General features: G+C 64.1%; 23 protein-coding genes. 16 read left to right on the plus strand and 7 right to left on the minus strand.

Annotated elements, in window-relative coordinates:
* The first annotated feature begins 36 nt into the window (after positions 1–36).
* From LRQ04_RS12545 to LRQ04_RS12555, 3 genes are read left to right on the plus strand one after another with little or no spacing between them, the layout of a single operon-like run.
* Entirely contained in the window at positions 37–762 is a 726-nt protein-coding gene (locus tag LRQ04_RS12545) for a DUF5998 family protein (RefSeq protein ID WP_235520489.1), read from the plus strand.
* A complete protein-coding gene (locus LRQ04_RS12550; RefSeq protein ID WP_235520490.1) occupies positions 759–1,964 on the plus strand; it encodes an alkaline phosphatase family protein in 1,206 nt (401 codons plus the stop codon). Before LRQ04_RS12545 ends, LRQ04_RS12550 begins: the two co-directional genes overlap by 4 nt.
* A complete protein-coding gene (locus LRQ04_RS12555) occupies positions 1,957–2,661 on the plus strand; it encodes a thymidine kinase (RefSeq protein ID WP_235520491.1) in 705 nt (234 codons plus the stop codon). The genes LRQ04_RS12550 and LRQ04_RS12555 overlap by 8 nt, the downstream gene beginning before the upstream one ends.
* A gap of 12 nt (positions 2,662–2,673) precedes the next feature.
* Here LRQ04_RS12555 and sepH read toward each other — a convergent pair whose 3' ends face one another.
* Positions 2,674–4,008 carry a septation protein SepH gene (gene sepH, locus LRQ04_RS12560; RefSeq protein ID WP_235520492.1) on the minus strand — a complete coding sequence of 445 codons (1,335 nt, stop codon included), beginning with the start codon at positions 4,006–4,008 and terminating at the stop codon, positions 2,674–2,676.
* A gap of 284 nt (positions 4,009–4,292) precedes the next feature.
* Here sepH and LRQ04_RS12565 point away from each other — a divergent pair, with 284 nt between their 5' ends.
* A complete protein-coding gene (locus LRQ04_RS12565; protein WP_235520493.1) occupies positions 4,293–4,592 on the plus strand; it encodes a DUF4193 domain-containing protein in 300 nt (99 codons plus the stop codon).
* A 19-nt stretch (positions 4,593–4,611) separates the two neighbouring features.
* On the opposite strand, the gene LRQ04_RS12570 is transcribed toward LRQ04_RS12565, so the two are convergent.
* On the minus strand, positions 4,612–5,109 hold the full coding sequence (locus LRQ04_RS12570) for a DUF3093 domain-containing protein (protein ID WP_235520494.1): 498 nt from the start codon (positions 5,107–5,109) through the stop codon (positions 4,612–4,614).
* 103 nt (positions 5,110–5,212) lie between these two features.
* Here LRQ04_RS12570 and dut point away from each other — a divergent pair, with 103 nt between their 5' ends.
* The 4 genes from dut to LRQ04_RS12590 all read left to right on the plus strand — a co-directional run bounded on the left by dut (position 5,213) and on the right by LRQ04_RS12590 (position 7,731).
* Positions 5,213–5,764: a dUTP diphosphatase gene (dut, locus tag LRQ04_RS12575; RefSeq protein ID WP_235520495.1), complete on the plus strand. Its 552-nt coding sequence runs from the start codon at positions 5,213–5,215 to the stop codon at positions 5,762–5,764.
* 95 nt (positions 5,765–5,859) lie between these two features.
* Positions 5,860–6,594, plus strand: coding sequence for a DUF3710 domain-containing protein (locus tag LRQ04_RS12580; RefSeq protein WP_235520496.1), 735 nt, complete (start codon positions 5,860–5,862; stop codon positions 6,592–6,594).
* Positions 6,587–6,964 carry a hypothetical protein gene (locus LRQ04_RS12585; RefSeq protein ID WP_235520497.1) on the plus strand — a complete coding sequence of 126 codons (378 nt, stop codon included), beginning with the start codon at positions 6,587–6,589 and terminating at the stop codon, positions 6,962–6,964. Before LRQ04_RS12580 ends, LRQ04_RS12585 begins: the two co-directional genes overlap by 8 nt.
* Positions 6,961–7,731, plus strand: coding sequence for a DUF3159 domain-containing protein (locus LRQ04_RS12590; RefSeq protein ID WP_235520498.1), 771 nt, complete (start codon positions 6,961–6,963; stop codon positions 7,729–7,731). The genes LRQ04_RS12585 and LRQ04_RS12590 overlap by 4 nt, the downstream gene beginning before the upstream one ends.
* Here the strand turns inward: LRQ04_RS12590 and LRQ04_RS12595 are convergent.
* Together LRQ04_RS12595 and LRQ04_RS12600 are read right to left on the minus strand one after the other, a co-directional pair.
* On the minus strand, positions 7,698–8,426 hold the full coding sequence (locus LRQ04_RS12595) for an NAD-binding protein (protein WP_235520499.1): 729 nt from the start codon (positions 8,424–8,426) through the stop codon (positions 7,698–7,700). The two genes, LRQ04_RS12590 and LRQ04_RS12595, sit on opposite strands and share 34 nt — an antisense overlap.
* Positions 8,426–9,097 carry a TrkA family potassium uptake protein gene (locus LRQ04_RS12600; RefSeq protein ID WP_235520547.1) on the minus strand — a complete coding sequence of 224 codons (672 nt, stop codon included), beginning with the start codon at positions 9,095–9,097 and terminating at the stop codon, positions 8,426–8,428. The genes LRQ04_RS12595 and LRQ04_RS12600 overlap by 1 nt, the downstream gene beginning before the upstream one ends.
* Positions 9,098–9,211: 114 nt before the next feature.
* Between LRQ04_RS12600 and LRQ04_RS12605 the strand changes: the two genes are divergently transcribed.
* From LRQ04_RS12605 to LRQ04_RS12640, 8 genes are all read left to right on the plus strand, one after another.
* Positions 9,212–11,185 (plus strand): APC family permease, encoded by a 1,974-nt coding sequence (locus LRQ04_RS12605; RefSeq protein WP_235520500.1) that lies wholly within the window; start codon positions 9,212–9,214, stop codon positions 11,183–11,185.
* Positions 11,186–12,553 carry a class I SAM-dependent RNA methyltransferase gene (locus tag LRQ04_RS12610; RefSeq protein ID WP_235520501.1) on the plus strand — a complete coding sequence of 456 codons (1,368 nt, stop codon included), beginning with the start codon at positions 11,186–11,188 and terminating at the stop codon, positions 12,551–12,553. It begins immediately after the preceding gene.
* Between the two features lie 232 nt (positions 12,554–12,785).
* On the plus strand, positions 12,786–15,593 hold the full coding sequence (acnA, locus tag LRQ04_RS12615; protein ID WP_235520502.1) for an aconitate hydratase AcnA: 2,808 nt from the start codon (positions 12,786–12,788) through the stop codon (positions 15,591–15,593).
* Between the two features lie 177 nt (positions 15,594–15,770).
* On the plus strand, positions 15,771–17,744 hold the full coding sequence (gene dxs / locus LRQ04_RS12620; RefSeq protein ID WP_235520503.1) for a 1-deoxy-D-xylulose-5-phosphate synthase: 1,974 nt from the start codon (positions 15,771–15,773) through the stop codon (positions 17,742–17,744).
* Positions 17,741–18,310, plus strand: a complete 570-nt coding sequence (locus LRQ04_RS12625; protein ID WP_235520504.1) for a DUF402 domain-containing protein — start codon at positions 17,741–17,743, stop codon at positions 18,308–18,310. Before dxs ends, LRQ04_RS12625 begins: the two co-directional genes overlap by 4 nt.
* Positions 18,307–18,867: a hypothetical protein gene (locus tag LRQ04_RS12630; protein WP_235520505.1), complete on the plus strand. Its 561-nt coding sequence runs from the start codon at positions 18,307–18,309 to the stop codon at positions 18,865–18,867. Before LRQ04_RS12625 ends, LRQ04_RS12630 begins: the two co-directional genes overlap by 4 nt.
* Before the next feature lie 33 nt (positions 18,868–18,900).
* Positions 18,901–19,119, plus strand: coding sequence for a hypothetical protein (locus LRQ04_RS12635; RefSeq protein ID WP_211714092.1), 219 nt, complete (start codon positions 18,901–18,903; stop codon positions 19,117–19,119).
* Between the two features lie 62 nt (positions 19,120–19,181).
* The gene (locus tag LRQ04_RS12640; RefSeq protein ID WP_235520506.1) at positions 19,182–20,159 is read left to right on the plus strand and encodes an aldo/keto reductase; all 978 of its coding nucleotides are present in this window, start codon (positions 19,182–19,184) and stop codon (positions 20,157–20,159) included.
* 128 nt (positions 20,160–20,287) lie between these two features.
* Here LRQ04_RS12640 and LRQ04_RS12645 read toward each other — a convergent pair whose 3' ends face one another.
* The 3 genes from LRQ04_RS12645 to LRQ04_RS12655 form a co-directional block, all read right to left on the minus strand.
* Positions 20,288–22,432, minus strand: coding sequence for a 3-hydroxyacyl-CoA dehydrogenase NAD-binding domain-containing protein (locus tag LRQ04_RS12645; protein ID WP_235520507.1), 2,145 nt, complete (start codon positions 22,430–22,432; stop codon positions 20,288–20,290).
* Complete coding sequence (locus tag LRQ04_RS12650) at positions 22,429–23,700, minus strand: acetyl-CoA C-acyltransferase (RefSeq protein WP_235520508.1); 1,272 nt, start codon at positions 23,698–23,700, stop codon at positions 22,429–22,431. Before LRQ04_RS12650 ends, LRQ04_RS12645 begins: the two co-directional genes overlap by 4 nt.
* A gap of 179 nt (positions 23,701–23,879) precedes the next feature.
* The gene (locus tag LRQ04_RS12655) at positions 23,880–25,205 is read right to left on the minus strand and encodes an HRDC domain-containing protein (RefSeq protein ID WP_235520509.1); all 1,326 of its coding nucleotides are present in this window, start codon (positions 25,203–25,205) and stop codon (positions 23,880–23,882) included.
* Between the last annotated feature and the right edge of the window lie 44 nt (positions 25,206–25,249).

The following is a 25,249-nucleotide window of genomic DNA, read 5'->3' on the forward strand; positions in this document are numbered from 1 at the left end:
TTAGGAAGTCACCCGGCGATCTGTGAAAATGGGGGTATGAGCACCCAGTCTCCGACGCCTCAATCCCGCCCGTCCACCACCGGGAACCCTGCCGCGCACAACCACGCCACGCAGGGACAAAGCCTGGACCAGGCGTTGCAGCAGGCGGGGTTCTATCCGCGGTTGGTGGCCGACGTCGTTGATGATGCCCTGGACGGCCGTGAGTGCCTGTCCCATCTGGTCCACCTGGAAACGCACTTCGACCGGGCAGAGGTCCGCCGCCACATCACCGTCCTGGTGCTGACCGAGGACATGCTGGTCATCACGCACGTTGACGATCAGCAACTGGACGAAGCGGGGGAGCAGATCGTAGCCCAGATCTCCACCGAGTCCGTGCCCGTAGCACAGATCCGCTCTGTGGTCCTAAGTTACATGTACTCCCAGCCGCAGAACTACAAGTCCTCGGACCCCGTCCGCGAACTGACCGTCTCGATTGCCTGGTCAGGCGGACAAAGGCTCGACATGGGACCCGCCAGCTGCGGGGATCCACAGTGCGAGGCTGATCACGGCTACAGCGGAACCATCGCCCAGGAGGACATCGTCCTGCGCATCAGCGCCGAAGCCGACGGCCTGCAGGCAGTCCAGGACGCCAAGCTGTTTGCCCGTGCCCTGCGCGCAGTGAACACCGGCAACCCTGCTCCCGTCCAGCACGCCACCATCCCCGCTCCGAGGCCCCGTTCAGGGGTCTTCAGCAACCGCTTGAGCCGCGGACACCAGCGTTGAGCGAAACGGCACAGACAGGCCGATCCATCGACATTCCCGCACCCCCCTTGTTCGGGACCAAGTCGATAGCCGAGGTTCTCACCAGTTCCGCCGCTGCGCTTGGCTTGCCGGGCTTCACCAACCAGCTTCAATTGCCCGCCTCACAGCGGGTCTGCGTCGTCCTCGCAGACGGATTGGGCCGGAGCCTGTTGAAGCAGAAGGCCTCCCACACTCCCTTTCTCCGGTCCGTCATTGCCGGGGGCCAGCGCAATGTCCCGCAATGGATCGACTCCGCGTTCCCCAGTACCACGGCGGCCTCCCTGGCGAGCCTTGGTACAGGGTTGCCCGCGGGTCAGCACGGGATGGTGGGCTACGACGTCCTTGACCCCGCACAGGACAAAGTGGTCAATCTCCTGGGCAATTGGGATGCCCAGGTGGATCCGGGGCAGTGGCAGCCCAATCCCACCGTCTTTGAGCGCGTGGCGTCCGAGCTGGACGTCGTGACCGTCAGCCTGCCACAGTTTGGCAATTCTCCCATGACCCAGGCGGCACTCCGTGGCAGCCGCTTCGTGGGCGGCACCACCCTGCATGCCCGGACTGCCGCCGCGGCGGAAGCCATGGCCGGAGGTGGAAAGTCGTTGATGTACTTCTACCTCAACGAGCTCGACAAGGCCGGACACCGCTATGGTTGCCAGTCGGACCGCTGGGAGCATCAGCTCGAAGAACTCGACTCCACCGTGAAAAGGCTCTCCGCAACTCTTCCTGCAGGAACCACCATCCTGCTCACCGGTGACCACGGCATGCTGGACGTTCCCGAATCCCAACGGATCGACTACTCTGCCGATGAGTCGCTGGTAGCTGGTGTCCGGCACACAGCCGGTGAACCCCGCATGGTGCATCTCTACCTCGAACCCGACGCCACCGAGGCCCACCGGGACGCGCTCCTTGCCGCCTGGCGGAAGCGGTTTGGCGAGCGTATCTGGGCTTTCACCAGAAAACAGGCAGTGGATGCCGGTTTGTTCGGTGCAGTGCGTCCGGACGTCGCTCCCCGCATCGGTGATGTGATGATCGCGGCCCGCGACACCCTGGCACTGTACGACACCCGCAGAGTCCGCCCCGCGTCCCTTGAAGTCGTAGGGCAGCATGGATCGCTGACCAAAACGGAGCGGGAAGTGCCACTGCTGTGCTTTACCGCTGCCGGCAGGAAGGGCAAGCGTGGCTGAGCTGGTCTTCTTCTCGGGCACCATGGACTGCGGAAAGTCCACGCTCGCTCTGCAAATGGACCACAACCACCGCGCACGCGGCCGCGGCGGCATTCGCTTCAGCTGCAATGACCGTGCCGGCGACTCCACAATTTCCAGCCGCCTGGGACTGCGTACCGATGCCGTGGAGGTGGAAAGCGCTACGGATTTTTGGGACGAAGTGGTGGTCCGGCGTACCAGCGGACTCCGCGTCGACTACCTCATCTGTGACGAGGCGCAGTTCTACTCACCCTCCCAGGTTGAGCAACTGGCGCGCGTTGTTGACGAGATGGATGTGGACGTTTTCGCTTTCGGAATCACATCCGACTTCCGCACGCGCTTGTTTCCCGGTTCACAGCGGCTCATAGAGCTTGCCGACAAAGTGCAGGTCCTGCAGGTCGAAGCGTTGTGCTGGTGCGGCCGCCGGGCAACCCAAAACGCACGCACCGTGAACGGCATCATGGTGGTCGAAGGTGAGCAGGTGATGGTGGGTGACGTTGCTGCCGCTGACGATGCACCTTTTGCGGGCGTCGTGGGCTATGAAACCTTGTGCCGCCGCCACTACATGCGGCGCGTCACAGCGCACGGTGCCAACCTGATGGCGGGAGGGGACCAGCCGCTTCCGTTCGACGTCGACGCCTGCCTGTGGCCCGGGGCCGGGGAGCTTCCGCGGCCGTAGGTGCCTGAGCAGTCAGTCTCCCCGGGCTCCAAAGACGATCTCGTCCCAACTCGGGATGCTGGACCTCTTGGGTCGTGACGGCTGGCGTTCAGCAGGAGCCTCAACGTCCTTGCCGCCCTCACGGTCCTTGGCGTCGTCAGCCGGTGCCGGCTGCACAAGGCTGCCTTCCGCCTCATCGCCGGTGGACCCCTCATCGCTCCTTGAAGGGGCCTGGGTGCTGCCGCCCAACAGTTCATCCAGCCCAGCGGGCTTGCGTGCCGTCAAGGACGTGACAGGGCGCAGGGGACTGGCCACGACCGTGATCTCACGGGTATCAGTGCTGACGCCCTGGTGGAGCTTCAAGACATCGTCGTCATCCTCGGAACCAGCATGCCGTGGCGCCAGGCTCAGACGGGAAAGCATGGAAGGGCGGCCGTCCTTGCGGGCAGGTTCTTCCGGGGTTGCAGGGACCGGTTCAGGGGCATCTTCGGCGGCTTCTGCGAGGACTTCCTCAACTTCTTCGCCTGGCCGCGGGTGGGCCGCCGGAACATTGCTCAGGAGGACTGCCAGGGCGTCATCGCCGTCTTCGTCCACGCCCAATCGCTGCCCACGGCGTGAGCGGAGCATCTCCAGCAGGCTGTCTGATTCCTTGGCGGAGGCACGCGCTGCGGAATCGGCGTCGTTCTCAAAATCGAAGGGCCGGTCCGAAACCGCGGCCAGGCGCCGGGCAGGAACCGGTCCGTCCAGGGGCTCGAGCTCGCTGAGCTGCTGGGCCCAACGGTTGGCGTTCTGGAGTGACTTGCGTTGGGGGCTGAAGGTCCACATGGGGGGCGGCTCTTCGCCGATGTTTCCGTGGGTTCCAGGGACCGTTTCGAAACGCGCGACGACGGTCCAGGAACCGTCCGGACGGCGCCAGGAGTCCCATTCGACCGTGGCCGAGTCAATGCCGTGGGCGGACAGCCGGTGATCCACCATGTCGCCAAGCGTGGCCGGTTGGTCGCCAAAAACCGAACGGTACATGTCGTGACCGGGGGCGGGCGAAGCGACTTCGATTCCGCGTGCCTGGCGGACCACATACTCACGCTCGGCAAGGACGGGGCCTTCGTAACGCTGTACGTTCGCCAGGGGGAGCCCGGAGAGTTCGGCGACCTCCGCTGCGGTGGCCCCGCTCCGGATCCTGGCCTGGATATCCCGGGGGGACATGGCAATGGGAGTATTCGAGGCCCGCGCCGCCACCTGGGCAGGGGTCCGGCTCGCCGCGGCCCGGAGGGCCTCGTCGATCGGAAGCTGGAACATCGCCCCACCGGGGCCGCTGAGCAGGAGATGCCCGCCGTCGTCGTGGACTCCTACCAGTCGTAGATCCTGCATAACACCCTCCACCACATGGCATAACTGACATTCGAAACTCTGCCACCCGTCACGCTCTTTTCCTACTAGGACAAAGGGCGTGCCGTGATATTCCCCTGAATCAGCCCCGGCGAAGAGGTTGACCCAAGGCCGGACCTCTGGACATTCAGTGGTGGGGGGAGGAAAATCTGCCCGATATCGGGCACAAAACCAAGGCGTCCGGCGTTGCACCGTTACCGGCGGCGGGGACTGATCCGCCCGACCGGGAACCCAACCGGAGCAGGTACGGAGGATGAAGCAGGACCATGGCAACGGATTATGATGCCCCTCGCAAGACCGAGGAAGACGCCAGCGAGGACTCCCTTGAGGAGCTCAAGACGCGCCAGTCAGGGAAGCAATCCTCAGCGGTCGACGTCGACGAGGCCGAGCTCGCCGATGGCTTCGAGCTCCCGGGAGCCGATCTGTCGGGGGAGGAGCTCCTGATTCAGGTCATGCCTCCCCAGGCTGACGAATTTACGTGCTTCAACTGCTTCCTGGTCAAGCACAGGTCACAAATTGCCGCAGAACGGGGCGGTCACCTCTACTGCACGGAGTGCGAAAGCTGAGGGGCCGGCCGCCCGTTTCTCAGGACGGGCGCGCCGTGAGGGCAGAAACCAGTTCCTCCGGCCTGCGGGACGATGCGAGCCAGTAGGGGGTGCGGTCTGCGGGATCCGTGATCTCGATCTTGACCACGGGGTCGATCCAGCCGCGGAAGCACATGTACGCCAGGCCGTTGAGGCGCGGGCCGCGTTCCGCCGTCGCTTCGCCCTTCCTGAAGGCCTCCACGGTGCCGACGAACCTGCGGTCGATGCTTGCCCGGCCTACGCGCACGGTGTCCGCGGTAACGGTGATGGTGGGGGTCGAGAGCACCAGCATCACGGTCATGATGGCCAGGAGTGCGATAGCTGCGATGATTCCGGTCGCCACGCTGATGGGGCCGAACATGAGAAGGCCTGCGCTGGAAAGGCCAACAACGACAATCCAGATCCACGGTGACGGCCACAGCTTTTCGCTGTACAGGACCCCGGAAGATGAGGGGGTGTTCCGGGCAGGCACGGGTGAAGACTGGTCAGGCGTAGGCATGGGACCAGCTTATCGGGCGATCGACTCCCAGCGGGTTCACAGGCAACGGTGCCCATGGACGGGGACCTTCCCGCCGGGCCCGGTCCCCGTAGAATGGACGACTGTGAGCAACGAGACCGCAGTATTCAGTTCAGAGGCCGCCTCCGTCAACGCGGACAGCGGCAACACCGCCCCTTCCTACGGCGCCCCCACTTTGGAGGTGCAGCTTAAAATGCTCGACGCCGGGTTGGAAGCACCCTCGTACGCCCACCCCGGAGACGCGGGAGCCGACCTGCGGTCCCGCGAGGATGTGCACCTGGCCCCCGGTGAGCGGAAGCTTGTGCCGACGGGCGTGTCCATTGCGCTGCCGGACGGATTCGTGGCCCTTATCCACCCGCGCTCGGGCCTCGCCACCAAGCACGGACTGACAGTCGTTAACGCCCCAGGAACGGTGGACGCGGGCTACCGCGGCGAAATCGCCGTGACCCTGCTCAATACCGACCAGAACCACGCCATCGACCTCAAACGCGGCGATAGAATTGCACAAATGGTGATTCAGCGCGTCGAATATGCGCGGTTCGTGGCTGTCGACCAGCTCTCTGATTCCGTTCGGGGAACCGGCGGTTTCGGTTCCACCGGCGGCTTCAACGCACCGACCACCCCTGCAAACCACTGAACCTGGCAAGCGCTGGCATCTGAATCCCCGCATTGCAGTTGTTTTACGTGGTTGCGGTTTACTTGGGGATAGACCACTACTAAGGAGAAAACCCCATGCTTTTTGGGCGCGGCAAGAAGTCCAAGGACGAGCAAGCGGAAACCGCTGCCGCCGTCGATGAAACCGGCACGGCAGAAGAAAGCCCGGAAGCTGGCACGCCCGGTGACTTCCGGCTCGGCAAGGGTCCACTGGATATCGATGAAATCGAGGACCGTGACGGATACGTAGACCTCGGCGCGTTGCTGATCGCGCCCGCCGAAGGGCTGCAGCTGCGGCTCGAGGTGGAAGAAGCCACCCAGCGCGTCGTCGCCGTCACCATGGACCTTGCCGGGTCCAGCCTGCAGCTCCAGGCTTTTGCCGCCCCGCGGTCAGAGGGCCTGTGGGATGAAATCCGTGAGCAGATCACCCAATCCGTCGTCAGCCAGGGCGGCGAAACCGAGGAGATCTCCGGGGCGTTCGGCACGGAACTGGTAGCGAAGCTTCCGGCGCAAGCCTCTGACGGCAGCCAAGGGTTCCGGGCGGCGCGTTTCATGGGAGTGGACGGTCCCCGCTGGTTCCTCCGGGGAGTGCTCGGAGGAGAAGCGGCCCTGGACCGCGACGCAGCGGCTGGCCTTGAAGAGCTTTTCCGGCGTGTTGTCGTAGTCCGGGGCGACAACCCGATGCCCCCGCGTGAGTTGCTGCAGCTTCGCCTGCCAAAGGACGCGACCGCGGCCGGGCAGCCCGGGGTTCCGCACGGTGCACCCGGCCTGCAGCAGCCCGAACGTGGTCCGGAGATTACCCAGATTGGCTGACAAGCCCGCCCGAAACGGGTTTGCAGATCGCTCGCCGCTGGGGGAGGGCGTGCGGGACCTGCCCACCCGCGGCAGGGCAAGCTGTACGGGTTACATCGAGTCGGTTACGCACCAGCCACCCAGCGAACAGCCCTTCTTCTCCGCAGTGGTCGTGGACGCACTGGAGCATGGAAGCGAGTCCTTGCTCCCGTCCAAGGGCGCCCGGAGGCCGTTTGACCGACTCCGGGTCATTTGGTTGGGCAGGACACGTGTTCCCGGCATCGAGGCCGGTGTACGGCTTCGCCTGAACGGTATGGTGACCCAGCTCGACGGCCTGCCGGCCATGTTCAATCCACGCTACGAAATTCTCTCCCGTCAGGAGCACCTATGACCGTGGCCAACGGTTCAGAGCCGAAGGACAACGCAGGGGCGACGCCGCGCGGCGATGAAACGCCGGCCGTGACCCCCGACGACCGGCCCAGCATGTCCGACCTCGCTGCAGGCTACGCGGGAAAAGCGGGCCTCCAGCGGAACAGTGCGGGCCACGTGGACATGCTCAAGTCCGCCGGAGGAATCCAAGGGATCGCCGAGAGCATTCTGCCCGGACTGGTCTTCCTGGTGGTGTTCACCATCACCCGGGACCTGGGTCCTTCCCTCATTGCCGCCCTGGCGTCGGCAGCGATTTTCACCGTGGTTCGGCTGGTTCAACGGCGCCCCCTGACGCAGGCCGTTGCCGGCATCGTCGGCGTCGGTATTTCGGCCTGGCTGGCCAACACCACCGGCAAAGCTGAAGACTTCTACGTTCTTGGTTTCTTCACCAACATCGCCTACATTGCGGCCATGGTGCTGTCGATCGCCTTCAAGTGGCCCGTGGCTGGCCTGCTCTTCGGCTTCGTGCGCAACGAGGGCCTGGACTGGCGCAAGGACCCGGAACGGCTTCGTGCCTACCAACTGGGAACCTGGATCGTGGTAGCAGTGCTGGCACTGCGCCTCGTGGTCCAGGTGCCCCTCTACTTCATGGGCGAAGCAGGCTTGACGGCATTGGCCACCACCAGGCTCCTGATGGGTGCGCCCCTGTATATCCTCGGCCTTTGGGTAGCCTGGCTGGTCACCAAACCGGCAACTCAGCCGTCGAAGCCGTCGTCGTCGGCTGAATGATCCAGCACACCGTTGCCGTCCTGGCCGCCGAGCTCCGAGCCCGGTGACAGGAGGGCGCGCAGGCCATCCTCCGCAGCGATGGTGGTGACGAAGAACAGTTCGTCGCCGCCGTCAAGGACGTCGTCGCGGGTGGGTGTGATCGGGGCCTGATCGCGCAGGATGGCCACCAAAGTGGAGTCATCCGGCCAGTCGATGTCGCCCACGGTGCTTCCAATGACGTGGGAGTCATGCGGAACGGTGAACTCGACGATCGACGCAACGCCGGTCTGGAGGGTCAGCAGGCGCACGATGTCGCCGATCTCCACCGCTTCTTCCACCAGTGCGGTCATCAGTTGCGGGGTGTTCACTGCGACGTCGACGCCCCAGGAATCGTTGAACATCCAGTCGTTCTTGGGGTTATTGACCCGTCCCACTGTGCGCCCGACGCCGAATTCGGTCTTGGCGAGCAAGGAGACCACCAGGTTCACTTTGTCGTCACCCGTGGCGGAAACCACGACGTCGGCATCCTCCAGTTTGGCGTCCTGCAACGTGCTGAGTTCGCAAGCATCACCCACCAGCCAACGCGCACCCCGGAGCCCGCTGCGGCCGATGACCTCGGGCTTGAGGTCAATGAGCAGGATCTGGTGCTTGTGGGACAGCAGCTCACGGGCAATGGATGAGCCGACGCTGCCTGCGCCAACAATGACAACTTTCACTAAGACTCCTTGGCGGGTGCTTTGGCGAGGATCCGGGTGATCTCGGATGTTCGGTCCAGGCTCACCATGGCGTGGACGGTGTCGCCTTCCTGGTAAGCCGTACCTGGGTGGGGGAGGAGGCCTTCGCCAAAGCGCGTCAGGAAGGCGATGCGGATCCCCGAAGCTGCCTCGATGGAGGACAAGCTGTGTCCGATCCAGGCCTCGTGCAGGTCCACTTCGGCAAGGATGAGCCGGCCGGACGGTTCGCGGTAGTCGCCGGCCAAGTGCTGCTCGGGAAGTATCCGGCGCAGCACCTGGTCCGCGCTCCAGCGCACGGCAGCAACGGTGGGGATGCCCAGCCGCTGGTAGATTTCGGCGCGGCCGGGATCGTAAATACGGGCCACGACGTGGGCCACATGGAACGTCTCCCTGGCCACCCGGGTAGCCAGGATGTTCGAGTTGTCGCCGCTGGAAACGGCTGCGAAAGCGTACGCGTCTTCCACGCCCGCCTGCTTGAGGGTGTCCCGGTCGAAGCCAACGCCGGTGACCTTCCGGCCGCCGAAAGTGTGGCGCAACCGGCGGAAGGCCCGCTCATCCTGATCGATGATGGCCACTGAGTGGCCGGCATCCTCCAAAGTATGTGCCAGGGTGGCGCCAACACGCCCGCAACCCATGATCACGAAGTGAGCCACCATGTCTCCTTATGTGTGTTGTCCGTGCCGCTCGGTATGACTTTACCGCCGAGACGGGCCTAAGCCCGCTCCGACCGTCATGACATCCCTGGGGATTCAGAGTAGCTTTGCGGAGTGCTGACAATTTTGAATGCCGCGAAGCGGGTGTTGGTGGGCAGGCCGGTCCGGAACGACCGACTGTCCCACACCTTGTTGCCCAAACGCATTGCTTTGCCGATCTTCGCCTCGGACGCCTTGTCCTCGGTGGCTTACGCCCCGGATGAAATCCTGCTGACGCTGGCCCTTGCCGGGGTCAGCGCAGTAGCGTTTTCCCCGCTGGTGGGCCTCGCCGTCATGGTGGTCTTGCTCACAGTTGTGGCGTCCTACCGCCAAAATGTCCACGCCTACCCTTCAGGTGGCGGCGACTACGAAATCGCCAACGTCAACCTTGGCAAGTACGCGGGACTGACGGTGGCTTCGGCGCTGCTGGTGGACTACGTCCTGACCGTGGCGGTGTCCATGTCATCCGCCGCCGCCTATGTCACCACCGCCATCCCCTCGTTGCACGGCCAGCAGGCCCTCATCGCGACCGTGGGCGTGGTCATCCTGGCGTTGGTCAACCTGCGGGGAATCAAGGAAGCCGGCTCGGTTTTCGCCGTCCCCACCTATATCTTCATGGCCTCAATTCTGGGCATGACAGCCGTCGGCATTTTCCAGTTTGCTACAGGGCAGTTGGGAGAAGCGCAGTCAGCGAACTTCACCATCGTCCCGCAATCCGGCTTTGACGAAGGCCTGGTGGGCCTGGCCGGAGCCTTCCTCCTGCTGAGGGCGTTTTCCTCGGGCGCCGCAGCCTTGACCGGCGTCGAGGCCATCAGCAACGGCGTGCCCAACTTCCAGAAGCCCAAGAGCAAGAACGCAGCCACTACCTTGCTGCTGCTCGGTGCCATCGCGGCGGCGATGCTTGCCGGCATCCTTTTCCTGGCCAACGCCACCAAGGTCCACATTGTGTTGGACCCCGCCACCGAGTTCCTGGTTGATGGCAAGCCGCTGCCGGAGGGATACATCCAGAATCCTGCCATCAGCCAGATCGCGGACACCATTTTTGGTGCCGGCTCCATTCCGTTCTACATCGTGGTTGCTGCCACCGGCGTGATCCTGGTTTTCGCCTCCAACACGGCGTTCAACGGGTTTCCTGTACTTGGATCCATCTTGGCCCAGGACGGCTATCTTCCCCGCCAGCTCCGGACCCGCGGCGACAGGCTCGCGTTCAGCAACGGTGTCCTGGCCCTGGCTGCCGGAGCGCTGGTGCTGATTCTTTCCTTCAACGCAGATGTCACCAAGCTGATCCAGCTGTATATCGTTGGCGTCTTCATCTCCTTCACCGCCAGCCAGCTCGGCATGATCCGGCACTGGGGGCGCGAGCTCAAACTTGCCCGCGACAAGGCCATCCGCCGGCGCATCATCAAGTCCCGCACCATTAACATGGTGGGCTTCGGCATGGCGGGTTTGGTGCTGGTGATCGTCCTCATCACCAAGTTCGAACAGGGCGCCTGGATCGCGCTGCTCGCCATGTTCATCCTGTTCCTGATCATGTGGAGCATCAGGGCCCACTATGACAATGTGGCCAAGGAACTCGCGGTGGACGAAGACTCCTCACCACGGGCGCTTCCCACCAGGGTGCACGCTGTCCTCCTCGTCTCGCATGTGCGCAAGCCGGTGCTGCGTGCATTGGCGTACGCCCGCGCGTCACGGCCATCGCGCCTGGACGCCATCACCGTTGACATCAACTCCGAGGAGACAGAACACACGGTCCGGGACTGGGAGAAGCTTGAAATTCCGGTTCCACTGACCGTTCTCGCGAGCCCCTACCGTGAAACCGTGACCCCCATCATGGACTACATCAAGAACATGCGCCGCGATTCGCCCCGGGACCTGATCGTGGTCTACATCCCGGAGTACGTCGTGGGTAAATGGTGGGAACAACTGGTCCATAACCAGACAGCACTCAGAATCAAGACGCGGCTCCACTTTGAACCTGGAGTCATGGTTGCCAGCGTTCCGTGGCAGCTGAAGTCGTCCGAAGAAGCAAAGGCACTGCAGGATACCTAAATGACGTCCCACAGCAATTCCCCCCATGACCAAGACAGCAAGGAAGAGGCAGGGCCCGGGCGTGAACTCGTGGTGGATGTGGGGCCCATCGCCCACGGCGGCCACTTCATTGCGCGCCATGAGGGTCGTGTCATCTTTGTCCGCCACGGGATCCCCGGCGAGAAGGTCCGGGTCCGGCTGACCGACTCCGGCGACTCGTCGCGCTTCTGGCGCGCCGACGTCGTCGAGGTCCTGGAGGCTTCGCCGAACCGTGTTCCGCACTTCTGGAAGCCGGCCGATTCGCTGGGTTCCTGGCGGCGGGGCGTACCGCCCGTAGGCGGCGCGGAGCTCGGCCATATCTCGCTTGCGCGGCAGCGCGCACTCAAGTCGGAGGTCCTGGCCGAACAGCTCAAGCGGCTGGCTGGTAGGGACCTCACAACCGAGGTGGAGGCGGTCGGCCGGAACGACGACGGCGGACTCGGCTGGCGTACACGCGCCGGCTTTGCGGTGACCTCCAAAGGACGGTTGGGCATGCATGCGCACCGCTCCGATGTGGTGGTCCCCGTCAAGGAGATGCCGCTGGCTCTTCACGGAATTAACGAACTCCGGTTGTGGGATGTGGACTTGTCAGGCATCGCCCGCGTCGAAGTCGCGGTGCCTGCCAACGGGTCGCGGCCCCTGATCCTCCTTGCCCCGGAGGAAGGAACTGGTCCCAAACGGCTGCACAGCATCATTTCGCAGTTGCCCCACGACGTCTCGGTCGCCAGTTTCGATCCCGGCAAGGGCGAAGTCCTGCAGTTGCGGGGACGGACGTGGGTGCAGGAAAGCGCGGCAGGTCACGAGTACCGGGTGTCCGGCGAGGGTTTCTGGCAGATCCATAAGGACGCTCCGGAGACCCTGGTAGGTGCTGTGACAGACTTCCTCTCCGGCGGGGGATACCTGCAACCTGGCTCCACCGTTGCAGACCTCTATGCCGGTGCAGGGCTGTTTACCGCCCCACTGGCCGACGCCGTCGGGGTCACCGGATCTGTACTCTCGGTGGAAGGATCGCCCGGAACAAGCCGCGATGCCCGAAAGAACCTGCATGGCCAACCGCAGGTGGAGATCGTCCAGGGGCGGGTAGAGCGGGTGCTGCACCAGCGTCCACGCAGTTTCGATTCCCTGGTGCTGGATCCGCCCCGCGCCGGAGCCGGCAAAGCCGTGGTCAAGCAACTCATGGCCTCCGGACCCCGTGCGATCGCCTATGTGTCCTGCGATCCAGCCTCCTTTGCGCGTGATCTGGGTTACTTCCAGCAGGGTGGGTGGCGGCTCGAGTCGTTGCGGGCCTTCGACCTCTATCCAAACACCCACCACCTGGAGACCGTGGGGCTTATCGTTCCGGCCCAGTAAGCCGGATGCCGCCCGCCTGCTGGATCAGTGCGGGCGGCACTGGCTTTGTCCGGGCACCTGCCCCTGGCGGGATTTATGCCACTACGATGGGCTTAGTAGTCCCGCTCCGCTGGAAACACGGCGGCGGACCGGGATGACCAACAATGATGCCGCCCGGCTAAGTAAGGTCCGCCTAACTGGCTAGCGGCCAACCACGCGACAAAGATGAAACTGTTGCGAGAGGAGTCCTGCCATGAGCACTGTGGACAGCTTCGGTTCCAAAGGCGTACTGAATGTAGCCGGCACCGATTATGAAATTTTCCGGTTGAACTCCGTAGAAGGCGCTGACAGCCTTCCGTTCAGCCTTAAGGTATTGCTTGAAAACCTCCTGCGGACTGAGGATGGGGCCAACATTACGGCCGACCATGTCCGCGCCCTGGCCGGTTGGGATCCCAATGCGGAGCCCGACACGGAAATCCAGTTCACCCCGGCACGAGTCATCATGCAGGACTTCACCGGTGTTCCCTGCATCGTCGACCTCGCCACCATGCGCGAAGCCGTCAAGGAACTCGGTGGGGATCCGAAGCGCGTCAACCCGTTGGCGCCTGCAGAAATGGTCATCGACCACTCCGTCCAGATCGACGCCTTCGGTAACTCCGGCGCGCTGGAGCGCAACATGGAGATCGAATACCAGCGCAATGGTGAGCGCTACCAGTTCCTTCGCTGGGGCCAGACCGCCTTCAACGACTTCAAGGTCGTTCCCCCTGGAACCGGCATCGTCCACCAGGTCAACATCGAGTACTTGGCACGCACCGTCATGACCCGTGAGGTCGACGGAGTCCTCCGCGCCTACCCCGACACCTGTGTCGGTACGGACTCGCACACCACCATGGTCAACGGCCTGGGCATCCTGGGCTGGGGCGTTGGCGGCATCGAAGCCGAGGCGGCGATGCTCGGCCAGCCCGTCTCCATGCTGATTCCCCGCGTTGTAGGCTTCAAGCTCAACGGCAGCATCCCCGCAGGCGCCACCGCTACTGACGTCGTCCTGACCATCACCGAAATGCTGCGCAAGCACGGCGTCGTGGGCAAGTTCGTCGAGTTCTACGGCGAAGGCGTCGCAGCTGTGCCGCTGGCCAACCGCGCCACCATCGGCAACATGAGCCCGGAATTCGGTTCCACGGCTGCCATGTTCCCGATCGACGACGTCACGCTGGACTACCTGCGCCTGACCGGCCGCTCCGAAGCGAATGTCGCCCTCGTGGAGGCATACGCCAAGGAACAGGGCCTCTGGCACAATCCTTCCCGCGAACTTCGTTTCTCGGAGTTCCTCGAGCTGGACCTGTCCACCGTTGTTCCGTCCATCTCGGGCCCCAAGCGTCCCCAGGACCGCATCGAGCTCACGGATGCCAAGGAACAGTTCCGCAAGGACATCCACAACTACGTCGCCATCGAAGACGGCAGCGTGGACGAGTCACTGGACGAATCCTTCCCGGCTTCGGACGCCCCATCCTTCACGCACGCCGACTCGCACACCACGGAAACCAGCCGGGTCTTCTCGGCCGCCAACGGTGCGCATGGCCGTCCGTCCTCCCCGGTCAAGGTCACCACGGCTGACGGCCGTGAGTTCGAACTGGACCACGGCGCAGTGTCGATCGCTTCGATCACGTCCTGCACCAACACGTCCAACCCTTCGGTCATGCTTGCGGCTGCCCTCCTGGCCCGCAACGCCGTGGACAAGGGCCTGACGTCCAAGCCGTGGGTCAAAACCTCCGTAGCCCCGGGCTCGAAGGTCGTCACGGACTACTACGAGAAGTCTGGCCTCACGCCGTACCTGGAGAAGCTTGGCTTCTACATCGTTGGTTATGGCTGCGCCACCTGCATCGGTAACTCCGGCCCGCTGGAGCCGGAAATCTCCGAAGCCATCCAGGCCAACGACCTCTCCGTCACCGCAGTGCTCTCGGGCAACCGCAACTTCGAAGGCCGTATCAACCCGGACGTCAAGATGAACTACCTGGCCTCTCCGCCGCTGGTCATCGCCTACGCCCTGGCCGGTACCATGGACTTCGACTTCGACACCGATTCCCTGGGCACCGACTCCGAGGGCAACGAGGTCTTCCTCAAGGACATCTGGCCGAACCCCACTGAGGTGCAGGAAGTCATCGACTCCTCCATCGACGAGGGCATGTTTGCCAAGGGTTACGAAGGCGTCTTCGACGGCGACGAGCGCTGGAAGGCGCTCGACACGCCCGCCGGCGACACCTTCGTGTGGGCCGAGGATTCCACGTACGTACGGAAGCCCCCATACTTCGAAGGCATGAAGGCCCAGCCGGATCCCGTCCAGGACATCTCGGGCGCACGTGTGCTCCTGAAGCTTGGCGATTCCGTCACCACGGACCACATCTCCCCGGCAGGTTCCTTCAAGTCGGACACCCCGGCTGGACAGTACCTCCTGGCCAACGGCGTGGAGCGCAAGGACTTCAACTCCTACGGCTCACGCCGTGGCAACCACGAGGTCATGATCCGCGGTACGTTCGCCAACATCCGCATCAAGAACCAGCTCCTGGACGGTGTTGAGGGTGGCTTCACCCGCGACTTCAGCCAGGAAGGCGCACCGCAGGCATACGTCTACGACGCCGCCCAGAACTACCAGGCAGCCGGCACTCCGCTGGTAGTCCTGGCAGGCAAGGAATACGGCTCCGGTTCGTCCCGCGACTGGGCAGCCAAGGGTACCGCGCTCCTGGGTGTCAAGGCTGTCGTTGCCGAAAGCTACGAGCGCATCCACCGTTCCAACCTGATCGGTATGGGTGTCCTCCCGCTCCAGTTCCCCGCTGGCGAGTCGGCAGCAACGCTGGGCTTGACCGGAACGGAAACGTTCTCCGTCGAGGGCGTCACCGAGCTGAACAACGGCACCACGCCGAAGACGCTCAAGGTGACGGCCACGGCCGAAGATGGATCCGCCAAGTCCTTCGATGCCGTACTGCGTATCGATACCCCGGGCGAAGCGGACTACTACCGCAACGGAGGCATCCTGCAGTACGTCCTCCGCCAGATCTCCGCATAAGGAACACGCTGGTTTTCAGCTGATTCCGAGTGCCAGACAGCCCCGGCCGGTCGCCTGACCAGCCGGGGCTGTTGGCGTCCGGAACACACCCGTCCGCGAGCCGCCTGCGCGTGAAACGCGCGGAAGCCGGGCACGCGCTAAAGTTAACAAGCACGTCATACACCCTAAGGAGGGCCGTTGGGACTTTTGGAAGCCGTCAAGGATCCACAGGACCTGGCCAAACTGTCCGGCACCGAGCTGGAACAACTGGCCGGAGAAATCAGGGCATTCCTGATCACCAACGTAGCCGCCACAGGTGGACACCTGGGACCCAACCTGGGCGTTGTGGAACTGACGCTCGCTATCCACAGGATCTTTGAGTCCCCGCGGGACAGCATTGTTTTTGACACCGGTCACCAGTCCTACGTGCACAAGCTCCTCACGGGCCGGCAGGACTTCAGCACGCTCCGCCAGCAAGGCGGACTCTCGGGCTATCCGGAACGCGCCGAATCCGAACACGACATCGTGGAGAGCTCGCACGCTTCCTCGTCTCTGTCGTGGGCTGATGGTATTTCGCGCGCCCGCCAACTGACCGGCGAAGGTGACCGGTTCGTCGTCGCGGTGGTCGGTGACGGCGCGTTGACCGGCGGCATGACGTGGGAAGCGATCAACAACATTGCCGCGGACAAGCGGCGTCGGGTCGTCATCGTTGTCAACGACAACGGACGTTCCTACGCCCCCACTGTCGGTGGCTTTGCCGATTACCTGGCGTCCCTGCGCCCCACCATCGATTCGCTGCGGACAGCCCCGGCTTATGAGGGCATGCTCGATTGGTGGAAGAAGAGGCTGCAGAACGGCGGCCCGGCGGGCCAGTTCACCTACAAGAGCCTGCATGCCATGAAAAAGGGCATCAAGGACTGGTGGGCCCCGCAAGGCATGTTCGAAGACCTGGGCATGAAATACATCGGCCCTGTCGACGGGCATAACCTCCAGGCCATGGAACATGCGCTCAGCACGGCGAAGGCGTACGGGGGCCCTGTGATCGTGCACGCCATGACGGAGAAGGGCCACGGCTACGCGCCGGCCCTCGCCAACGAGGCTGACCAATTCCACGCGGTGGGCATCATCGACCCCGAAACGGGCGAATCCACTGAGATGCCCGGTGCCAGGTCCTGGACGTCGGTGTTCGCTGAGGAGATCGCCGACATCGCCGACGAACGCCCCGACATCGTGGGGATCACCGGAGCCATGCTCATTCCGGTCGGCTTGCACAAGTTTGCTGAGCGCCATCCGGAGCGCGTCATCGACGTCGGTATCGCGGAGCAGCACGCACTGACTTCCGCCGCGGGCATGGCCTTTGGCGGTCTCCACCCCGTTGTGGCGGTGTACGCCACGTTCCTCAACCGCGCCTTCGACCAGCTCCTCATGGATGTGGCGCTTCACAAGGCCGGCGTGACCATCGTCCTGGACCGGGCTGGGGTCACCGGCCCGGACGGGCCCAGCCATCACGGCATGTGGGATATGGCTATGGTCCAGATTGTTCCCGGACTTCACTTGGCTGCTCCACGCGACGCTTCCCGGCTCCGTGGGGAACTCCGCGAAGCCGTGGCCATTAACGACGCCCCCACCGTGGTCCGGATCTCCAAGGGCAGCGTCGGTTCTGAAGTCGAGGCCATTGAGCGCCTGCATGACGGCGTGGACATCCTCGCCCGACGACCCGAGGGTTCAACCGAGAACGACGTCCTGATCGTCAGCGTTGGTGCCATGTCGGAAATCGCTCTCGACGTCGCCGATCGCCTGGGCGCCCAAGGCATCAGTTCCACGGTGGTCGACCCCCGTTGGGTATTGCCGGTCCGCAAGTCCATCATCGCCCTGGCCGCCCGCCACCGACTGGTCATCTGCATCGAAGACGGCGTACGGGCCGGGGGGGTCGGTTCCCGGATCCGGCAAGAAATGCGCGCCGCGGGCGTTGATACCGCCCTCAACGAGGTTGGGCTTCCTGTCGAGTTCCTGGTGCATGGAGCGCGGAGCCAGGTTTTGGAGCGCGTGGGACTCACTGCCCAGAAAATAACCCACGACGTCGTAGCCCAGGTTTTGGGGACAAAGGTCCCGTTTGCCCGGCCGTTGCCGGGCCAGGAGCACCCCACCACCGGAAGTATGCCCACCCTGTGAGCGGGGACCGCGGGCCGGGCTCACTGCAGCCCGGCGACCTCGTGGTGTCGAGGAACCGGAAATGGAACGGCAAGGCCCACTGGGTGGTCCCGGGAACCTACCTGGGCGAGGACATCCACGGCTGGTGGGTCTTCCAAGGGGCTGGGGAATTCTGTTCCCGTCCGGGCGCGGCCTTCTATACGGCGTCGGACGCGGTCCTGCTCATCCCCCGCACGGGGGAGTACGTGGCGACCTTCTATGACGACAGCTACCCCGGCGATTTCCGGATCTACGTGGACCTCGCCACTGCCCATGGCTGGAATCAACTGAAACCGGGCGTGACCGAGTTTCATATGATCGACATGGACCTGGACGTCATCCGCTCCACCAAGCACGGCGTTTTCGTGGATGACGAAGACGAATTCGAACAGCATCGGACCGACATGGCGTACCCGGAAACCACGGTTGCGGCCATGCGGGCGGAATGCGCTGCCCTTTTCCAGGCGGTACAACAAATGGAAGCCCCCTTCGACATGGCCGGTGCCGGCAGCACCAGCGCAGAGTGGTTCAGGAAAGGACGAGCATGAGCGGCATTATCCGCACGTACAAGCGCGACGACGACGGGGTTCTTCACTTCCGGGAAGCCTGGTACGACGACGAGGACCAGCAGTTCGTCATCAATCACGGAGTGGTCGGCCACCAGAGCAGCACCGATGAAACCGCCGTCGACGACGATTCCTCCGTGGAAGGTCTCATGGCGGCCTTTGCCGCGCAATGCGAAGAAGACGGCTATGCGGAAATTCCCGAATCCGAACAGTTCTGGGTGGTGGCACAGCTGGCCCTCAAGACCAAGGAGGGTACCGAGCGGGACCGCCACCTCGAACGCAAGGCCAAGACTGCGCTGACCGCCGAACTGGCGTGGCGGGGCCTTGGTGTGGTGGACCGTTCTGAAATCGGCAACTCCCGGCTGAACATCTTCTGCCTCTGCCCGGACGTCAACAAAGCCGTGAACGCCATCAAGATCTGTGTCCGCGGTGAAGACCTGGACTTCACCAAGCTCACCATCGCTGCGGCCCCGCACAGTGACCCGAGCGCTTTCAAGATTAAGCACTCGCCGAAGCAAGGTGTGGGCTTTACTCTCTAAGTAAGCACCATTGCGCCCAGAAGGGATCACTCCATGTCGTCCAAAAGCAATTGGCCCGGCCATACCCCCTTGCCCAAAGGCCTTGCGGCGCCGGCGAAGCGTGCGTTGGCCCACGAGGGGATCGAGACTCTGGAGCAGCTGGCCGAATTCGGCGAGTTGAAAGCCACCAAACTCCATGGGATGGGACCCGTGGCCATTGCCCAGCTTGAGGACGCCATGGAGGAATCGGGAATCACCTACGGCCGGAGCTAGCGGGCAGGGTGTTTGTTGCCTGGGGTTACTAGCTGCTTGGATCGCCGATATAGGCTGAACCCATGACTGAATACCGACGCCTTGGCCATTCCGGATTGACCGTGTCAGTAGTTGGACTGGGCTGTAACAACCTGGGCCGTGCCAACACACCTACGGAGACGCAGGAAGGCACGGACGCGGTCGTCCATGCTGCCCTGGACGCGGGGGTGACGTTCTTCGATGTTGCCGACGTGTACGGCCGTGAGCCCGGACTGAGCGAGACCATGTTGGGCAGGGCTTTGAAGGGCCGCCGCGACGACGTCGTGATCGGCACCAAGTTCGGCATGGACATGGGCGGAGTCAACGGCAACGATTTTGGCGCCCGCGGTTCGCGCCGGTACATCGTGAAGGCCGCCGAGGCATCGCTTCGCCGGCTGGGCACGGATTGGATCGACCTCTACCAGTTCCACACCCCGGACCCCCGGACTCCCATCGACGAAACGTTGGCTGCTTTGGATGACCTGGTTTCCAGCGGCAAGGTCCGTTACATCGGCCATTCCAACTTTGCCGGCTGGCAGATCGCCGAGGCAGAGTATGTTGCCCGCCAGGCCGGCGGAACCCGCTTCATTTCCACGCAGAACCACTACAACCTGCTGGACCGGCGTGCCGAGCTCGAAGTCCTCCCCGCGGCCGGAGCTTTCTCCCTGGGTGTCCTGCCGTACTTCCCGTTGGCCAACGGGCTGCTCACCGGAAAGTACTCGGCGGGGAAGGCACCCGAAGGCTCGCGGCTGAGCCATACACGCACCAATCTGGTCCACGACGCGGACTGGGAGCAGCTGGGTCGCTTCGGCCAGTTCGCCAAGGAGCGGGACATCACCGAACTTCAGCTCGCATTCTCCTGGCTGGCCGCCCAGCCTGGTGTCAGCAGCGTCATCGCCGGGGCCACGCGTCCCGAGCAGATCCGCCAGAACGCCGAAGCCGTACGCTGGGTCCCCACTCAGGACGACCGGGCAGAACTGGACGACATCTTCCCGAGGGCCCCGAAGGTCGCCCTCTTCTAGCCCTCGCTCACATCCCGCCCGCTATCTTGCATCCCTCGCTCACAAAACAGCCCTAAAAGCAGAACGCTCCCTCACCGTGGTGAGGGAGCGTTCCGTTTTTTGCCTCGGGATTGCCTGAGCGTTCTGTTTTAGGCGGGGGCTGAAGCAACTCCCGGAGCAAGGAAGCGCTTGCCGTTGACTCGCTCCGAGGCGCCAACGCGGTCCAGGTACGGGGTGATCCCGCCCAGGAACATCGGCCAACCTGCGCCCATGATCACGCAGAGGTCAATGTCCTCGGGGCCGGCGACGACGCCTTCTGCCAGCATGAGCCCGATCTCTTCGGCCAAGGCGTCCTGGGTACGTCGCAGGACTTCTTCACCCGTGGACGGGGTGTTTCCAAAGGACATGATTGCGAGGGTCTCGGCTGGGATGGAGGGGGTTCCATCGGGGCCAGTGACCCACAGGGACTTCACGCCGTTGTCGATGAGCTTCTGCAGGTTCTGCGATACGGGGAATCGGTCGCCGAAGGCGGCATGCAGGGACTCCTGGACGTGCTGGGCCACTGGCAGGCCCACCATGGCGCTCAGGGTGAACGGTGACATGGGCAGGCCCATCGGCCGCAGCGCCGTGTCGGCCACCTCTGCCGGGGTTCCTTCGTCGAACGCTGCGATGACCTCGCCCATGAGGCGCAGGAGGATCCGGTTCACCACGAAAGCGGCGGCATCCTTGACCAGGACAGCGGTCTTCTTCAGTCCCTTGGCGAGTTCGAAAGCAGTGGCCAGGACGGCGTCGTCGGTCTTGGGCGCCCGCACGATCTCCAGGAGCGGCATCACGGCCACGGGGTTGAAGAAGTGGAAGCCCACCAGGCGCTCAGGGTGCTTCAGGTCTTCGGCCATGGCGGTCACGGACAGAGAAGACGTGTTCGTGGCGAGGATGCACTCGGGGGAGACGATCTCCTCTACCTCGGCGAAGACCTGCTTCTTGATGTGGAGTTCTTCGAAGACGGCTTCAATGACGAAGTCGGCGTCGGCGAAGGCTTCCTTGGAAACGGAACCGGTCACCAGTGCCTTGGTCCTGTTGGCGGCGTCGGGCTTGATGCGCTTCTTGGCCAGCATCTTGTCCACCTCGGCGTGGACGTACGCCACGCCCTTGTCCACGCGGGCCTGGTCGATGTCGGTCATCACTACGGGCACCTTGAGCTGCCGGGCGAACAGCAATGCGAGTTGGCTGGCCATCAGTCCGGCGCCGACCACGCCGATCTTGGTTACAGGACGGGCGAGCTTACGGTCAGGGGCACCGGCAGGACGCTTGGAGCGCTTCTGCACCAGATCCAGGAACGCGTACACCGTGGAACGGAACTCGTCGGTCTGCATGAGTCCGGCGAGTGTCTCACATTCGAGTGCGGCGGACTCGGCCTGCGTCATGGTGCGGTTGGCTTCCATGACATCCAGGACCTTGGCCGGCGCGGGGGAGGCATTGGAGGTCTTCGCCTCGACGAAGGCACGTCCTGCTGCGACCGACGCCGCCCACCGGGTGGCAACGCTTTCTTCGGTGGCGTCCACCGAGTTTTTCCGCTCAGGCGTGACCTCGCCGGAGATAACGCGCGCCGCCCATGCCAGCGACTGTTCAACGAAGTCGGCAGGTTCGAAGATCGCGTCGGCAACTCCGAGCTCGAAGGCCTGAGGTCCGGTGAGCGTCTTGTTGTTGCTCAGGGGGTTCTCGATCATCACCTTGACGGCGTTCTCCGGACCGATGAGGCGCGGGAGGATGTACACGCCGCCCCAGCCGGGGACCAGTCCGATGAAGGCCTCAGGAAGGGCAAGGGCACCAGCGCCGGTGGAGACTGTGCGGTAGGTGGACTGCAGTGCGATCTCGAGCCCGCCGCCCAAGGCGAGGCCGTTGATGAAGGCGAAGCTTGGAACGCCGAGGTCGGCGAGGGTGGCGTAGACGGCGTGGCCGAGCTGGGCCATCCATAGTCCATGCTCGCGCTCTTTCAGCGTCTTCACAGCTGAAAGGTCCGCACCTGCCACCAGGAAGTATGGCTTGCCGGTTACGCCCACGCCCACGATTTCGCCCTTGGATGCCCGATCCTTGAGGCCGTCCAGGACGCCGCCGAGCTCAACCAGCGTGTTGGGGCCCAAAGTGGTGGGCTTGGAGTGGTCCAACCCGTTGTCGAGGGTAATCAGGGCGAACTTTCCCACGCCGCCCGGGAGGTCGATGTCCTGGACGTAGGAATGTGTGACGACTTCGTCGGGGAAGAGGGCGGCGAGCTTCTGGAATTCGGCGGCGCTCATGCTGCGGCTCCTTCGGTGGTGGCAGTGGTGGCCTGGTCGGTGGCAAAAGATTCGTACTCGGCGTGGTGCGGGTTTTCCCAAATCACGGTGGCACCCATGCCCAGTCCGATGCACATGGTGGTGATGCCGTAGCGGACCGACGGGTCTTCCTCGAACTGGCGTGCGAGCTGGTTCATTAACCGAACGCCCGAGGAAGCCAGCGGATGGCCGACGGCGATCGCGCCACCGTAGCGGTTGACCCGGGGATCGTCGTCGGCAATGCCGAAGTGGTCAAGGAAACTCAGGACCTGGACGGCGAACGCTTCGTTGATTTCGAACAATCCGATGTCCTCGATGCCGAGGCCGGCGTTCCGGAGTGCTTTCTCCGTTGCGGGAACCGGGCCGATGCCCATGACTTCAGGCTCGACGCCGGCAAAGGCGTAGGAGACGAGGCGCATCTTGACCGGGAGCCCCAGTTCTTCGGCAGCATCGGCCGAGGCGAGCACCGCGGCCGTGGCGCCGTCGTTGAGCCCTGCGGCGTTGCCTGCGGTGACGCGCCCATGCGCGCGGAATGGTGTGCGGAGCCCTGCAAGGTCCTCAACCGTGGTCCCGGGGCGCGGGGGCTCGTCGGTGGTGTGGAGGGCCCAGCCCTGTCCGGGTTTTATGGTCGCGACGGGTACCAGGTCGTGCTGGATTTGGCCGTTGGAGTAGGCGGCTGCCAGCTTCGCCTGGGATCCGGCGGCGTAGGCGTCGGTCCGCTCCTTGGTAATGGCGGGGAAGCGGTCGTGCAGGTTCTCGGCAGTGTTTCCCATGTTCAGGGCCGCCGGGTCCACGAGGCGCTCGGACATGAACCGCGGATTGGGGTCCGCTCCAGCCCCCATGGGGTGGTTTCCCATATGTTCGACGCCGCCTGCGATGACGACGTCGTAGGCACCGAAGCCGATGCCACTCGCCGTCGTCGTGACTGCTGTCATGGCTCCCGCGCACATGCGGTCGATCGCGAAACCGGGAACTGTGCGGGGGAGTCCGGCCAGCAGGGCGGCAGTGCGGCCGATGGTAAGTCCCTGGTCCCCGGTCTGGGTGGTTGCCGCTATGGCGACCTCGTCCACACGGTCGGCGGGCAGTGACGGATTGCGCCGCATCAGTTCACGGATGCATTTCACCACGAGGTCATCGGCGCGGGTTCCTGCATAGATGCCCTTTTCCCCGGCCTTGCCGAAGGGGGTACGGACTCCGTCGACGAAAACGACGTCGCGGATGTTCCTCTGGGCGCTGCGTGCTGGACTCATGTATTAACTCCTCGTTGAGACATGGCGCCGGAGCCCGCACTGCGGACATCCGGTTGGCATTGATGGCAATGTTACTCGTGGGTAACTTAGCTTGCAAGGCTGCTCGAAGCCCGGTGCGGGAAAACGAAAAGCCCGCCACCCGAACCGTGGTTCGGGTGGCGGGCCTTTCAGCGGCATGTTCAGCTGGCTTCCTTGGGTTTTGATTCCTTGGCTGGAAGCGGATCCGGATTCAGGCACGCGGCGGTAAGGATCGGGGCCGTCAAGGAGATTTGCCACTCCCGCGCGCCAAGTGTCCGCAACTCAGAGGAGACCGATTCGAGTGAAACGTCCGCCGGTGGACGCCAGGTGATCCGGCGCAGGTAGTCGGGGGTCAGGAGGTTCTCGACAGGAAGATTGAGTTCCTCTGCCAGGGCCTGCAGCGCGGGCCGCGCGGTAGCCAAGCGTGCGGCCGCCTCGGGATCCCGGTCTACCCAAACCCTGGGGGGCGGGGGTGCGTTGGTAGGCAGGTGCAGGGGAGGGAGGTCCGTGAGGGTCCTGGCGGTGGTGATGCATCGCAGCCAGCGGGGTGCCTCGCGTTGGGCGGAGCGGCCATGGAATCCCTTGGTTGCAAGCAGTTGGGGGACTGTGGTGGGCATCGCCTTGGCGGCGGCCACGAGGGCGGAGTCGGGGATCAGCCGGCCGGGTGCGACGTCGCGCTTGCGGGCCAGCTGGTCGCGTTCCTGCCAGAGTTCACGGACTGCGGCCAGTTGGCGGCGGTCGCGGATCTGGTGAAGGCCGGAGGTCTTGCGCCAAGGGTCGACCCGCGGCGGGGAAATGCCTGCAGCGAGGATCCCGGCGAATTCCTGTTCGGCGTACTCGAGCTTGCCGTCCGCTTCGAGGAGTTCGATCAGTTCTTCGCGGAGTTCGGCGAGGACCTCGACGTCCAGGGCGGCGTATCGCAGCCACGGTTCGGGCAAGGGGCGGGTGGACCAGTCAGCAGCGGAGTGCTCCTTGGCGAGGCCGAACCCGAGGAGTTGCTCGATCACTGCGGCGAGCCCGACGCGGGGGAGGCCTGCCAGGCGGGCAGCCAGTTCTGTGTCAAAAAGTTTGTCAGGCCACATGCCCAGCTCTGACAGGCAGGGCAGGTCCTGGGTTGCAGCGTGCAGGATCCATTCGACGCCCCGGAGGGCGTCGTTGATGATCGTCAGGTCGTCAAAGGGCTCGGGGTCGATCAGCCAGGTACCGGCGCCTTCACGCCGGATCTGGACCAGGAAGGCGCGCTGGCCGTAGCGGAAGCCTGAGGCGCGCTCCGCGTCCACTCCTGCCGGTCCAGTGCCCGCGGCGATTGCAGCGGCGCACCGCTCCAATCCCGCCGGGGTGTCGATAACCAGGGGCACGCCTTCGCGCGGGGTGTCAAGATCAATGATTTCGGGGACGTGGCTGTCGAAGCCGTCGACCTTGATGTGGGTGGTGGTTTCAGCAGCCGGATCGCCGGCTGTGGTGTTTTCCGGATTTTCAGGGGTCATGGTGGCTTAAGCTTACCGATTCCCGTCACAACGGTATGCTTCGC

This window comes from Paenarthrobacter sp. AR 02 (genome assembly GCF_021538675.1).
Classification (GTDB): Bacteria; Actinomycetota; Actinomycetes; order Actinomycetales; family Micrococcaceae; genus Arthrobacter.